The sequence below is a fragment of the Desulfitobacterium elongatum genome, assembly GCF_055378975.1.
The window spans coordinates 3750236-3762939 of sequence record NZ_AP038772.1 but is presented as its reverse complement, the minus strand read 5'-3'; the positions used below and the strand labels follow the sequence as shown (position 1 = coordinate 3762939).

Here is a 12704-nt window from a genome sequence, read left to right as displayed (position 1 = left end):
GTAGTTGTAATTACCCAAGTCTTAAATGAAGATCTTGGAAATGAATGAGAAGATGGGTAATCATGTGTTCACACATTACTTCACAATCTTGAACAGTTTTTATGATACTAACAGGATGCATTTGATGAGTATTCATAGGTACCATCCTTTCATAAATCTCTGATTAGTTTATGGAATTCAGGATTATCTGTGTTTGTACTATTGATTTTCGATCAGGTTCATGTTACTGCCTAATGAAAACCAATTATGAGAAAGGCTCAGACCAATTATTAAGGGTCTGAGCCTTTAGTCATTTCTCCATGTTTATGGAAGAGCCCGAAGAGGATTAGAATACTCGTTTAGCGCCAAGATAAACTGATTTCCAATAGGGACCAAGATTATAAATAGCAACACCTTTGGAACTGGAGGAGTTGATGAACTGGCCATTTCCTATATAGATGCCATCATGGTCGACAATCCCGTCTCCTGCAATGGAAAAGAAGACTAAGTCTCCCGGCTGGAGGTTATTAAAGTCCACGGAAGTTCCAATTTTGTACTGATCACGGGAAACCCTAGGTAACGAAATCCCGTTTTGGGCAAAGACATATTGCACATAACCTGAACAGTCAAAACCCGTCTTAGGCGATGTTCCACCCCATAAGTATGGAACACCAATATACTTTTTAGCGGTTGTGATAATAGCATTTGCTTTCTCTTGACGGGTAGTACTCTTTTGACCGACTTTCGCAGCATAAAGAGAGTCAAGTCTGTTACCCGAAATTGGGCCGACTATTCCGTCCACATTCAAGGATTGGGCAGATTGAAAAGATTTTACTGCAGCTTGAGTATTTGCTCCAAAGATTCCATCGACGTTGCCGACATTATAACCTAAATAGTTGAGTTCTGTTTGCAGTTGAACGACATCTGAACCGGTTGCCCCTACTTTTAACAAGGTATCTCCCAAAGCAGCCTGTACTGTTTGGGCTGGAACAAGCATAAGAAAAGCGCCAAGGATAGCTGTGTAAATTATTTTTTTCATGTGACATCTCCTTTCTGTTTAATAAGTTGTCACTATAAAGCTAAGATACATAATGTTTGTGGATTACTCATGAAAAACTTATGAATTTTTTATGAATAAATTTTAGATTCTACCAAAAAACAGTAGACCTAATGTATAAACGTGTTCATAAAATATTCATAATTTATTCATAGCAAATTTATAAGAAATAATTATACTTTATTGAAACGAGAATGAATATCAATATTAATGTCGGAGGTAATTGTATGCTTGCGAAAGAAATTCTTCAAGTAAAAAAGCATAACCATTAAGCTAAAACGTTTGAAGGAGCTGTCTTAAAATGATGTCAAATGACATTCATGAAAAGACAGCTCCTTTTCACTTTTATTCATGACTAACCGCCACTAAGACTCCCGCTTCTAAAGCACGAAAGTATCCAGTGGATGCTTTCGCCGAACCGCAAACTAGACAAATATCTTTAGCGGTGAGGATGAGATAAGTGGCGCTAAGTCCTGGATGAGTCAACTAGACTTCAGATGGAGTCAAAACTCCACCTGAAGTAAGTTTCCTTTATCAGAAGGGCATGAATAACCCATTTTTTTCTGGAGATATTAGCTTGAAAAGGAGGGTTTTTATGAAAGGGATTTTGGCTCGTTTTATTTTAATTTTCAGCTTAGTGTTAAGTACGACGGGGTGTAATCCACCTCAAACTCAGCCCACTCCAAGTAAAACACCGCAGCAAACAGTTCAAACAAAAACGCAGGCTTTCTATTATACAGCGAACGAAGGTGGAAGCATTACGAAGATTGATGCTTCAACGAATACAGTCGTTAATACAATCTCCATTAACGGGATTGTCCATAATATCCAAGTCTCCCCAGATGGAAGTATGGTGGGGGCAACTTTGGTTCCAAAGATGCAGCATGGTGCATCAATGGAAATGAAAGGTTCAGCCTTATTTTATGATACGACCAATGACAAGTTGATAAAGCAGGTTCAAGTGGGAAATCATCCGGCCCATATCGTCTTTTCTAAGGATAAGCAATATGCTCTAGTGAGTAATAATGAAGATAATAACGTAACCGTTATTGATATGAAGACATTTGAGGTGAAAACAACGATAGCTACGGGTAAAATGCCTCATGGTTTTAGGATTTCTGCAGACAGCAAATTCGCTTATGTAGCGAATATGGGGGAAGATACGGTTAGCGTTTTGGACTTAGTTAATATGAAAGAGTCACAAAAGATTAAGGTAGGAAGTACGCCTGTAACCACAGGAATATCACCGGATGGAAAAACTCTATTCGCTACGCCGAATGCTGAAAATAGTCTATCGATAATTGATTTGTCGACAGGCAAAGTGGTTAAAGTACCTGTCGGCGAAGGACCAGCACAACTTTACGTTCAAGGAAATGGACAATATGTGTATGTCGCGAATCAAGGGACAGAACAAAAACCATCGAATACAGTGAGTAAAGTTGATGTAAGTAACCAGAAAGTAACGTCTACAATCCAAACTGGAAAAGGAGCCCATGGAGTCGTCGTTAGTCCTGATGATAAAATAGTCTATATAACGAATATGTACGAGGATTCCGTTAGTGTAATCGATACTTCACAGGATAAGGTGATAAAAACAGTTAAGGTTGGAAAGACTCCAAACGGAATCAGCTATAAACTTTGATTCTTTATATTTGGGAAATTTATACAAAATAGTTTGTAAAACTAACTGATCACCGTTTAGTAGCTAACAAACCGTTTTTGTTTTGTATTATTATCCATATATTCAGATAATAGTTATAACTTTTTCAATTGGTTTTCACAGTTACGAGTTATAATGAAATTGTTAAATGGAGGCTGAAAGTTAAATAATAGATTTCGGTTGATATTACGAAGGAGGTTTTATTTATGATGATGTGGGGCTATGGGCCTTGGTCTAATGGCGCTTGGGGGAATGGTGGATACTGGTGGATGGGTTTAGTTATGATGGCAGTTCAAATTCTTTTCTGGGGTCTACTTATCTGGTTTGGAGTTTCGCTCTTTAGACGGGATAGAGGACATTCTTATTCTGCATATGGCCGAAATGATGCGCTGGATATTCTCAGAGAGCGATATGCTCGGGGTGAGATTGATACAGAAGAATATCGCCGTCTCAAAGAGGATTTGGTTAAATAACCTCTGCCCAAGAGTTACAAATATTAAAAGGGAGCCTTTTTCACCAAATGTGACAAGGCTCTCTCAATGAAGTTGAAAAATTCGAAGCAATACCTGGACACGGGGTACAGGCCAACTATGGGGGGCAAGAAATCCTGTTAGGGAATCGCCGTTTGATGAAGCAAAGAAACATTAACATCGATGAACTGATTTCTAGAATGGAAACCCTCGAAGAAGAAGGCAAAACCGCGATGTTAAAGATACTTTAAAAGAAAACGTTAACTTTGCCATAGCACGCCTGCAAAAAATGGGTATCGAGGTAGCCATGATTACGGGGGACAATCGGAGAACTACGGATGCCATTGCCCGTCAGGTAGGAATTAAAACGGTGCTTGCGGAGGTATTACTTCAGGATAAGGCAGAAGAAGTGAAAAAGCTTCAAGATAAAGGGCTAAAAGTGGCTATGGTTGGAGACGGTATTAATGATGCTCCAGCTTTAGCGATAGCGGATGTGGGGATTGCGATTGGCTCAGGAACAGACGTTGCCAAAGAGACCGGTGATATTATTCTGATCATCAGACATTCGTGATGTCGTTGGGGCGGTTGAGATTGGACGGGCTAAGATGCGTAAGATCAAGCAAAATCTCGTATGGGCTTTTATCTATAATATTACGGGGATCCCTCTTGCGGCAGGAATTCTATACCCGTTCACGGGTCTCATCGTCAGTCCGGAGTTGGCCTTGTCATATATAGGCATTCAAAGAAGGCACTTAAACGAGTGCCTTTATATTATTATATTTTCACGACAAATTCATAACCCATCATGGGATAATCATATCTCTCGCGTATACTCAAAGCATGGAAGACAAGCTTTTAAAATACTTAAAGAAATGTTCATAACAAATTCACAGGTATAGTTTAAAATATAAATGAAAACTGTTATCAATAAAAAATTATGATCATCTGAGGTCATGAAATACAAAGGCTAAAGTAGAAAACTAGGAGGCAAATAAAAATGATATTTATTGAGGGTGTAGGAACGGTTTCGAAAGATCACGACATTGGGGATCTTGTTGCGAAGCTACGTGCTAAAAGGGGTTTATCGATGGCCCAATTAGCAGCTAGAGTGGGTGTTAACGCTATGTTTTTATCACAAGTTAAGCGAGGGACTCGTTTACCGACGGATGAGATGATTCAGAATCTTGCAGATTTATTTAAACGCGATGAAAATGTTTTATATGAGATGGTAGGTAGAGTCCCTCTGGTTGTTCGAAAAGAGTTAGAAAATCAAACTATGTTACAAAAAGTATTGAAGGAAATGACAAAGGTGAAACTTTCTGAGCAAAAAAAACAAGAAATTTACCAAGAGTTCTTCCAAATTGTTCAACGGATATCTTTTTCGGCGTGATGCGTTAAAAATTATATCACAAAGACATTTTAGGATTTGTCTTATGGAAAGGAGGAAGCAATATGATGTTTTTTTGGATTCTACTAATCCCACTAATGTTCTATTGGTTTAGCAATCCTAGACAGCCTGCAACGATTCGTATTCCTACAAGGGATGCTCTGGATATTCTTAGAGAACGCTATGCCCAAGGGGAGATTGAGTTTAAGGAATTCGAAGCGTGCCAGAGAGAACTTCGTGGGGATTGGTAAAAAGTTGATCGTTCTTAAATAGAGTTTCAAGCTAAAAACAATTAGGACAAGCTGAATCTGAGGCACAAAGCCTTAGAACGGGGGAAATGTCTCATGGGGTGAATCGCGAAATTCCGCGTAGGGCATGCACCTTTGCCCGAATCCGTCAACTAACCTCGTAAGCAAGAAAGGTGGAAATAGATTGAATATCTCGTTCCGAAAAAAATGGTTCAGTATGGTAGCTGTTTCTGGTGTTATGTTGGCTTCCAGCTTATTAAATGCTATCCCAGCACAAGCGTGGAACAATTCAATTCCTTCTTCTGCAACGTCAATAATTCCTGCTCTTTATAAGGACAATGTGTATCCTCAAATCATGCAGGAAAATTTCAAGGGAATAACCACTGGTATTCCTTTGAAGAATGATTCTCTAAAGAAAGAAGTTTTTTTGGAAAAGCAATCACTTCAGCAATCTAACTCATCTGAGCCTCAACCTACTTCTCAAAAGTCTGCAAACTCTCAGTCCTCGGATGATGAAACGAATGTAACTACGAAAACAACGGTGCCATCTACACCTAATAAGCCAACACCAACTCAAACTCCGCCGCCAACACAAGCTGCTAAGAAGAGCTCTTCTCAGGCGGTCTCCAGAGGAGCAGGAGAAATAGACCTCCTACTTAACCGGGCTAACAGTTTAATAGGAGTCCGTTATCAATGGGGAGGGACAACACCGAAAGGATTTGATTGCTCGGGGTTTGTTGGATATGTATTCAAAGCTTCAGGAGTTTCTTTGCCCCGCACCTCCTTTGATATGTACAAAACCGGCACTCCAGTAAGCAGGGATCAACTGAAACCAGGAGACCTAGTGTTCTTCAGTACGTATAAAGCGGGTGCATCTGATGTGAGGATCTATATTGGAGGCAATCGCACGATTGGGGCAGCCAGTGATGGAGTGGCCATTCATAGCTTGTCAGAGAGTTACTGGAATGCACATTATCTTGGTGCAAGAAGAGTGCTATAATTATAAACCAATCAAAAGGTAAAAAGCAATTCTTAAAGAAGGCTAAAGGCCTTCTTTTCTTATTGCATTCAAATAAATGTCCAACATTAGTTCATGAGTTATTCATATTGAATTCATAGCTTAGTCAAAATCTATTGCTACAATAGAAACATAGATTAACTATAGGCATTTAGGGAATACATGGGGTAGTTATTGTATGAAAGGAGACTGGGAAATATGGGATTATTCACTCGAATTAAAGATCTCTTAGAAGCAAATATTACTGACTTAGTGAACAAATCGGAAGATCCGGAAAAGATGTTAAATTTATACGTCGAGCAGGCAACGGAGGAAGTTCGCAACTTCCAGATTCAAGTAAATCGGGCCGTTGCGGATAAAATCCAATTGGAAGAGCGTATTACTAATCTGCGCAAGGAAATCACAGAGCGGACTGGGCAGGCAACGTTAGCCGTTCAAAAAGGGAAAGATGAGTTGGCGCGGACAGCGCTGACGCTAAAGAAACAAGCAGAGGTTAGTTTGGTTGATTTCGAGACGCAACTCGTGGATCAAACTAAAGCGGTTGAAGAACTCCAAGAGAATTTGCGTATCTTAACCGAAAAATTGGAGAAAGCCAAACATGAACGCAATAATCTCGTGATGCGTCAGCGACGGGCGGAAACGATGAAAAAAGCGAACGAAGTAGTATCTGGACTGGCTACACATGATCCGATGGCGAACATTGATCGAATGGAGGAACGTGTCGAACGGATCGAGGCCGAGGCTAAAGCATCGCATATCCTAGTTAGTACCGGGAATTCGCTCGAAGATCAGCTTGCTGAACTTAAAAAGGACCAATCAAATTCCGAGATCGAGGATGAACTCTCTCGATTAAAGACTCAATTAAACAAGGAAGTAGAGTAATCTTATTCATTTAAGCGGTGATGGCATGAATGGATGGCATGGATGTAAAAATGTAACACTAGATAAAGATGGATTTTTTCGGGAAAGAGCTTAAGGATGGATACTATGGATAAAGAGACTTTGTTAACACGTCAACGATATAATCGCACATCGAAATTCTACGATATCATGGATCGGATGATCAAATCCGATATTAGAAAAAAGATACTCAGTCAAGCAAACGGTAAAGTTCTAGAGGTTGGAGTAGGAACTGGGAAAAATCTAGAGTTTTACTCACCCGATTGTGAGATTACGGGAATCGATCTAAGTCCCGGTATGCTTGAGAAAGCAAGAGAGAAAGCCCAAAAGATACGAATCACAGTATCCTTACTGGAAATGGATGTACAAAATCTTCAATTTCCTGATGATAGCTTTGATACCGTTATCGCCACCTGTGTTTTCTGTTCTGTACCGGATCCAATCAAAGGTTTAGAAGAGGTTAAGCGAGTTTGTAAACCGGAAGGAAAAATTTTACTCCTTGAACATGTCAGAAGCGATAACCCCTTATTGGGAAAACTTATGGATCTTTTAGATCCTTTAACTGTTCGAATGATTGGCCCACATATTAATCGGAGAACACTAGAGAATATCAGCAACGCTGGGCTAACAATAAAACGTGTTGAAGATCAGAATTTTAAGATTTTAAAGTATATTATGGCAGAACCATAAGGAGCCTGTTAGCATAGGCTCCTTTTTGGAGGGATGTATTTGAGTATTACTGTATTCATTATTGCTTTTGCCGCAGGAATTTTGTCTTTTCTTTCTCCTTGTATCATACCGATGTTGGGGGTTTATTTTTCTTTAATCACCGGATCGACTGTGTCGGGTCTAAAGAAAGCTACGTTAGATGCTACCTTACGCCGTAGAGTAATGAAAAATACGTTGGCATTCGTTACTGGATTCTCCTTAGTGTTTATCGCAGCCGGTGCTGTAGCAGGAAAATTTGGTTCCTTGCTCAGTCGATGGCAAGGATTTCTAAACGTCTTAGGGGGCACAGTCATCTTACTTCTTGCGCTTAAGATGCTTGGCTTTTTTCAACTCCCTTTTCTTAATAAACTTCAATGGGAACCTCGATTCTTTGGAAAGCTTAGAGAAAAAGCTACACGGAGTGCATGGTCTTCCTTCTTGGTAGGATTGTTGTTCTCAGTTGCTTGTTCTCACTGTATTGCTCCGACCCTATTTTCTATTCTGGCTCTCGCTGGTGCGACACAAGACTCAGGAAGTGGCATGCTTGTGATGCTTTTCTTCTCACTTGGGCTTTCTATTCCTTATTTCTTAGCGGGGATGTCCTTTTAATCAAGTGATTAACGTTCTTAAACGCTATCGTGGTAAACAAGTGATCGCTGAACGTCTAGCAGGTGCCCTTATGCTCTATATGGCATATATCATTTATACGAATCAATTAACCGAGTTGACAGGTTTTCTGGGACGATTTATGCCGAATCTCCCCTTAGGAATGTAATTTGAATTCACGAGATATTCACATCAAATTCATAGTTTGTTTAAATGAATGTTATATAGTGTAATCATAATGTTTTAGGGAGGCAAGATTTTGAAAGCAAAAGTAGTAATAGGAGTATTGGTACTTCTCTTTGTGGGTGGTGTCTATTGGGGTTTAGATGCAGCAAAACAATCAAAGTCAAATGTGGAAAATAAGGCATCTTCGAGTACGAATGAAAACTTGACTAAAGAAAGTACCGAAACCATCATTGATGACCAGGAGGGACTACAAGTCAGCGTAAAATGGCTGAAGCAAGAAAGTACGTCTGCACAGCAATTGTTTTCTATCGATCTGAGTAATCATGCTGTCAACGTAGAAAATTTTCAATTTGAGAGTAATATCAAGGTTTTGCTAGACAACAAAGAAATTCCTATTCAAGTTAAGGTTTTGAAGAGAAATGGTTCTGGACACCACCTTTCGGCAGAACTTAGTATAGAAAGTCCTGAGCTTACTAAAGCCATCGCAGGAAGTACATTGACATTGAGTGTCAATAATGTTTACAATACACCGACACGAAATTTTACATGGAAGTTCTAAAATAGGGGAGGTTTATCATGGCGCCGATATTATTTACCATTGGTAATTTTTCACTTCGGTCCTATGGGACTATTGTAGCGATAGCTATACTTTTAGGCTTAGCAGTAGCTTATATTCTTACTTCAGATAAGGAATACAGAGAATATCTATTGGATGTTCCCATCTACGGAATCATTGGAGCGATTATTGGTGCACGGTTCTGGCAGGTGTTTTTCTATGAATGGGATTATTATTCCCAAAATTTATCGGAGATCCCGATGATTTGGCACGGCGGACTTGCGATTCAAGGGTCGCTCGTTGGAGCATTTCTTGCCGGTCTGATTTACACGAAGGTTAAGCATATTAACTTTTGGCGCCTGGCTGATATTGCTGCACCAGGGCTAATCTTAGGTCAAGCCATCGGGCGGATTGCCTGCTTTCTCAATGGAGATGCTTACGGAACTCCTACAGGGTCAAATTTTGGGATTGTTTATCCTGAAGGGACTCCAGCCTATGCAGCTTATGGAAGCCAGCCGCTTTGGCCGGCAGAAGTTTGGGAGGGACAATGGGATTTTATCGTTTTTGTCATAATTCTTATGCTTTCTCGTTGGCGTAAATGGTCGCAAGGGTTCATTTTCTTAGCCTACATCATTCTTTATTCTATCGGTAGATTCGCTCTAGAGTTTCTCCGTGGAGATGGACCGCATTATTGGTTGAATTGGACCTCCGGTCAATGGACCAGCGTAGGGATGATTATTATCAGTCTTGGATTTATGGCGGTCTTAAGGGTTCAACATGATCCAAAGCAGCAATTACAGGGATAAGTTCCCTAAATGAACGATTTGATCTGTATACTATTTCTATCCTGCCACTATAAAGCATAAAGCTCACTGATTTCTGTAAAGAAATTCAGGCGGGCTTTTTCTTTTTTTGTACGAAATTAAAGGGCAATGTTATCCTCATTCGCAAGAAATTCATAAGGTTTTCATAAGATGCACATATAACTTTGCTAAGCTTAAAATAACAAAATTAGAAATAATTAGGTAGAGAGGAGAAGCGGAGATATTATGATACTGTTCATATCGGTGCTACTTGTTTTTTTATTCAGTTATTTATCTATAGTCCTCAAAGCCAATCCGGTTGGAGAATTGGAAGCGCAGGAAGGGAATAAGAATGTTTGAGTATGGTTATTGGAATATTGTCTTAGTAAATTCTTTAATCTTCATCATCTTTGCTTTTAGCTTTGTCAGGCCAAAAAATGTGAGAGATTGGCGTGCTTTCGGAACTTTCTCAGCCTTCATCGTAGCTTTATTTACAGAAATGTACGGCTTCCCGCTTACAATGTATTTACTTTCTGGATGGTTAAGTAAAAAGTTCCCTCAATTAAACCTGTTTTCCCACAATTCAGGTCACATTTGGTTTGATTTATTTGGTTTAAGTGGGGATCCACACACTAATCCTATTCATATTGCAAGTACTTGGCTAATAAGCGGTGGCCTGTTTTTCCTGGCTGTAACATGGGTGTTTTTATATAGGGCACAACGCGAAGGAGTTGTAGCAAAAACAGGTCCGTATGCGTGGATTCGCCATCCTCAATATGTAGCCTTTATTATTATCATGTTTGGTTTCTTATTACAATGGCCTACGTTGTTAACGTTGATCATGTTTCCAATCTTAGTAATAATGTATATTAGATTAGCAAAGTTTGAAGAAAACGAGTCCGCCAAAATATTTGGTGAAGAATATATAGGATATGCCAATAAAACAGGACGCTTTATTCCAAGGCTAAAGCAACCATAAAACCTATATGCAGCATACTGAAAGTTCAATTTTCCATTATTCGTAAGAAATTCATAATTCATTCATGAGATAATCGTATCTTTATCTTATACTTTAAATATTGAAAGAGACGGAAGGATATTCAGGAGGTGTCGAATTCTAAACTCAGTCCTTCGGAAGATGATGTCTGGGTCTACTATGCAGTAAGAACGTCTCTGGTTCAGCAACGAAGAAGTAGAGTAGAACACATAAGGGGTGATAAACTATGTGGGATTTTCTTTATCAAAATTGGGGAATAATCGTGTTTATAGGTGTGATGCTGTTCATGCACCACCGAGGAGCGGGTGGGTGCTGTGGAGGAGGAAATCAACATGGTCCCCAAGATACAAAGAATCCAGGGTATGGAAGCAAAATTCCAGAAAAAGAAGTTAAGTAGTCCATGTAAAGCTTGAATGTTAAGTTGATAAAGAAAAAAAGGACTATCGCAAAAACCTATCCATTGTCAAAGAGGCGTTATTGTAGCGCAAAGGAGTTGTTTGTTTGATGGCAAGGGTGAAACAGATCCGATTAACCCGAAGGAATGCCATAAAAGCCGGCTTGTTTATGGGAGGTGCACTTACGTTGGGAATTGTTCCAGGGAAAGTTGCCCAGGCCAGTCCGGCTTCGTCAAATGAATCCGCTTTAGGTGGGAAGAAACAACTGGGCTTTATGTATGATGAAGAGAAATGCATTTTATGTGGGGCCTGCGTACAAGCGTGTAAGAAGCTTTATCAATGGGAGAAAGGGGTTCAATGGCGCAAACTTGTTATCGGTAAGAAAGATAATTTGTCCGTGAGCTGTAATCATTGTGAAGATCCAGCCTGTGTGCAAGTTTGTCCAGTAAAGGCTTATGAGAAGCGGGAAAAAGATGGGATCGTTATTCATGACAAAAACCGTTGTGTCGGGTGTAAATACTGTCTATATGCTTGTCCTTACCATGCACCCCAATTCGGTGAAGAATCGGGAACAGTTTGCAAGTGCCAATTTTGTTACACCCTTCAGGATCAAGGGGAAAAACCAGCCTGTGTTAAAGCTTGCCCTGTGAAAGCGCTTCAGTATGGAGATCTCAGTGAACTAATGAAAAGCCCGAGAGCGGTACTCGGGCAGTTGAACGGCCTGCCTTCGCCTACAATTACGGGTCCATCGTTGGTCATCATTCCGAAAGAGGTCAAGAAATAATAAGCGAGGAAAACTTATGATATTACACTGGGGTATAAAAAAGAGCACGTTTATTTAATGTGAGGAGTGAAAAGATGAATTGCTGTGATAATAAACAAGAAAACGAGAATGATGGTAAACAAAAGATGAAGCATAAGGGGCATATGTCCCATATGTTGCTGATGATATTATGTTGTGGTGCACCACTTTTAATTCTTTTTTTTCTACCATTTATCAGTAGTAATGTATCTCCAAATACAAGGAATATCCTGATATCCATAGTCCCATTTATATGTCCCATAATGATGATGTTTATGATACCTATGATGATGAAAGGAAATAAAGAAAAGCAAACGGGGCATAATCATCGTGAACTTGTAAAAAATGAGAATATCTCGAAAGAATAATTAGTGTGATTAACGGCAATACGGGAAGAAAATCTCCAAATGTAAGTATTGACATTTATTCATCTACAAGTTAATATCGTATTAAATCGATTTGAATACTTAGTTTTCTCTTATCCTGAGCAGTGGAGGGATTGGCCCTTTGAAACTGCGGCAACCGACGGTTTGTACGGTGCCAATTCCACAGAAATTTTTTTCTGACAGATAAGAGAGGTGCTTTTTAGTGAGACCTCTTTTGTACGGAAAGCAGAAGGGGTTTTTCTTTACCCATAAAACCTAGTAATCGTATACACATTGAAGGGTAACGCTGGAAGATTAGCATAAGCGAAAGGATGAAAAACACATGGTTATTAAAGTTAATGGTAAAGAGGTCAATTTAGAGAAAGAAGTAACAATCAAAGAACTCCTCGTACTTCAAAAGGTCCAAATGCCAGAATATGTTACAGTACAGGTTAATGAGGAGCTCGTTGATCAAGGACGGTTCAATGAGGTCAAAGTAAAAGACCAGGATACGATTGAATTCCTCTACTTCATGGGAGGCGGAAGCTTCTAAGCATCAAGTTCTAA

General features: G+C 39.6%; 17 protein-coding genes and 2 riboswitches. Of the genes, 16 read left to right on the top strand and 1 reads right to left on the bottom strand.

Going from position 1 to position 12704, the window contains the following annotated elements; all coding sequences use genetic code 11:
* Positions 1-325 precede the first annotated feature (325 nt).
* Positions 326-1018: a C40 family peptidase gene (locus ACZ42W_RS17860; protein WP_464166617.1), complete on the bottom strand. Its 693-nt coding sequence runs from the start codon at positions 1016-1018 to the stop codon at positions 326-328.
* A gap of 613 nt (positions 1019-1631) precedes the next feature.
* On the opposite strand from ACZ42W_RS17860, the gene ACZ42W_RS17855 reads away from it, so the two are divergent.
* From ACZ42W_RS17855 to thiS, 16 genes are all read left to right on the top strand, one after another.
* A complete protein-coding gene (locus tag ACZ42W_RS17855; protein ID WP_464166616.1) occupies positions 1632-2678 on the top strand; it encodes a YVTN family beta-propeller repeat protein in 1047 nt (348 codons plus the stop codon).
* Between the two features lie 224 nt (positions 2679-2902).
* Positions 2903-3169 (top strand): SHOCT domain-containing protein, encoded by a 267-nt coding sequence (locus ACZ42W_RS17850; protein WP_464166615.1) that lies wholly within the window; start codon positions 2903-2905, stop codon positions 3167-3169.
* A gap of 286 nt (positions 3170-3455) precedes the next feature.
* Positions 3456-3737 (top strand): HAD-IC family P-type ATPase, encoded by a 282-nt coding sequence (locus tag ACZ42W_RS17845; protein ID WP_464166614.1) that lies wholly within the window; start codon positions 3456-3458, stop codon positions 3735-3737.
* Positions 3738-4163: 426 nt separating this feature from the next.
* The gene (locus tag ACZ42W_RS17840; RefSeq protein ID WP_464166613.1) at positions 4164-4556 is read left to right on the top strand and encodes a helix-turn-helix domain-containing protein; all 393 of its coding nucleotides are present in this window, start codon (positions 4164-4166) and stop codon (positions 4554-4556) included.
* Positions 4557-4618: 62 nt separating this feature from the next.
* On the top strand, positions 4619-4804 hold the full coding sequence (locus ACZ42W_RS17835) for an SHOCT domain-containing protein (RefSeq protein WP_464166612.1): 186 nt from the start codon (positions 4619-4621) through the stop codon (positions 4802-4804).
* Between the two features lie 39 nt (positions 4805-4843).
* Positions 4844-4983: riboswitch (cyclic di-AMP (ydaO/yuaA leader) on the top strand.
* 2 nt (positions 4984-4985) lie between these two features.
* The gene (locus tag ACZ42W_RS17830) at positions 4986-5801 is read left to right on the top strand and encodes a C40 family peptidase (RefSeq protein ID WP_464166611.1); all 816 of its coding nucleotides are present in this window, start codon (positions 4986-4988) and stop codon (positions 5799-5801) included.
* Positions 5802-6017: 216 nt separating this feature from the next.
* Positions 6018-6701: a PspA/IM30 family protein gene (locus ACZ42W_RS17825; protein WP_464166610.1), complete on the top strand. Its 684-nt coding sequence runs from the start codon at positions 6018-6020 to the stop codon at positions 6699-6701.
* Positions 6702-6806: 105 nt separating this feature from the next.
* Positions 6807-7409: a class I SAM-dependent methyltransferase gene (locus tag ACZ42W_RS17820; protein ID WP_464166609.1), complete on the top strand. Its 603-nt coding sequence runs from the start codon at positions 6807-6809 to the stop codon at positions 7407-7409.
* 39 nt (positions 7410-7448) lie between these two features.
* The gene (locus ACZ42W_RS17815) at positions 7449-8036 is read left to right on the top strand and encodes a cytochrome c biogenesis CcdA family protein (protein ID WP_464166608.1); all 588 of its coding nucleotides are present in this window, start codon (positions 7449-7451) and stop codon (positions 8034-8036) included.
* A 4-nt stretch (positions 8037-8040) separates the two neighbouring features.
* Positions 8041-8202, top strand: coding sequence for a hypothetical protein (locus tag ACZ42W_RS17810; protein WP_464166607.1), 162 nt, complete (start codon positions 8041-8043; stop codon positions 8200-8202).
* A 90-nt stretch (positions 8203-8292) separates the two neighbouring features.
* Positions 8293-8778 (top strand): hypothetical protein, encoded by a 486-nt coding sequence (locus tag ACZ42W_RS17805; protein ID WP_464166606.1) that lies wholly within the window; start codon positions 8293-8295, stop codon positions 8776-8778.
* A 17-nt stretch (positions 8779-8795) separates the two neighbouring features.
* Positions 8796-9581, top strand: a complete 786-nt coding sequence (gene lgt, locus ACZ42W_RS17800) for a prolipoprotein diacylglyceryl transferase (RefSeq protein WP_464166605.1) — start codon at positions 8796-8798, stop codon at positions 9579-9581.
* Between the two features lie 349 nt (positions 9582-9930).
* A complete protein-coding gene (locus ACZ42W_RS17795; protein WP_464166604.1) occupies positions 9931-10557 on the top strand; it encodes a methyltransferase family protein in 627 nt (208 codons plus the stop codon).
* 244 nt (positions 10558-10801) lie between these two features.
* Positions 10802-10972: a hypothetical protein gene (locus tag ACZ42W_RS17790; protein WP_464166603.1), complete on the top strand. Its 171-nt coding sequence runs from the start codon at positions 10802-10804 to the stop codon at positions 10970-10972.
* 107 nt (positions 10973-11079) lie between these two features.
* A complete protein-coding gene (locus tag ACZ42W_RS17785; RefSeq protein ID WP_464166602.1) occupies positions 11080-11754 on the top strand; it encodes a 4Fe-4S dicluster domain-containing protein in 675 nt (224 codons plus the stop codon).
* Positions 11755-12247: 493 nt separating this feature from the next.
* Positions 12248-12348, top strand: a riboswitch (SAM riboswitch).
* A gap of 132 nt (positions 12349-12480) precedes the next feature.
* On the top strand, positions 12481-12690 hold the full coding sequence (gene thiS / locus ACZ42W_RS17780; protein WP_464166601.1) for a sulfur carrier protein ThiS: 210 nt from the start codon (positions 12481-12483) through the stop codon (positions 12688-12690).
* Positions 12691-12704: the final 14 nt, after the last annotated feature.

What these genes read in the sequence shown, in the direction of transcription:
- ACZ42W_RS17860 (WP_464166617.1), bottom strand. Translation starts at nt 1,018, where the DNA reads ATGAAAAAAATAATTTACACAGCTATCCTTGGCGCTTTTCTTATGCTT.
- ACZ42W_RS17855 (WP_464166616.1), top strand. Translation starts at nt 1,632, where the DNA reads ATGAAAGGGATTTTGGCTCGTTTTATTTTAATTTTCAGCTTAGTGTTA.
- ACZ42W_RS17850 (WP_464166615.1), top strand. Translation starts at nt 2,903, where the DNA reads ATGATGATGTGGGGCTATGGGCCTTGGTCTAATGGCGCTTGGGGGAAT.
- ACZ42W_RS17845 (WP_464166614.1), top strand. Translation starts at nt 3,456, where the DNA reads ATGGGTATCGAGGTAGCCATGATTACGGGGGACAATCGGAGAACTACG.
- ACZ42W_RS17840 (WP_464166613.1), top strand. Translation starts at nt 4,164, where the DNA reads ATGATATTTATTGAGGGTGTAGGAACGGTTTCGAAAGATCACGACATT.
- ACZ42W_RS17835 (WP_464166612.1), top strand. Translation starts at nt 4,619, where the DNA reads ATGATGTTTTTTTGGATTCTACTAATCCCACTAATGTTCTATTGGTTT.
- ACZ42W_RS17825 (WP_464166610.1), top strand. Translation starts at nt 6,018, where the DNA reads ATGGGATTATTCACTCGAATTAAAGATCTCTTAGAAGCAAATATTACT.
- ACZ42W_RS17820 (WP_464166609.1), top strand. Translation starts at nt 6,807, where the DNA reads ATGGATAAAGAGACTTTGTTAACACGTCAACGATATAATCGCACATCG.
- lgt (WP_464166605.1), top strand. Translation starts at nt 8,796, where the DNA reads ATGGCGCCGATATTATTTACCATTGGTAATTTTTCACTTCGGTCCTAT.
- ACZ42W_RS17795 (WP_464166604.1), top strand. Translation starts at nt 9,931, where the DNA reads ATGTTTGAGTATGGTTATTGGAATATTGTCTTAGTAAATTCTTTAATC.
- ACZ42W_RS17790 (WP_464166603.1), top strand. Translation starts at nt 10,802, where the DNA reads ATGTGGGATTTTCTTTATCAAAATTGGGGAATAATCGTGTTTATAGGT.
- ACZ42W_RS17785 (WP_464166602.1), top strand. Translation starts at nt 11,080, where the DNA reads ATGGCAAGGGTGAAACAGATCCGATTAACCCGAAGGAATGCCATAAAA.
- thiS (WP_464166601.1), top strand. Translation starts at nt 12,481, where the DNA reads ATGGTTATTAAAGTTAATGGTAAAGAGGTCAATTTAGAGAAAGAAGTA.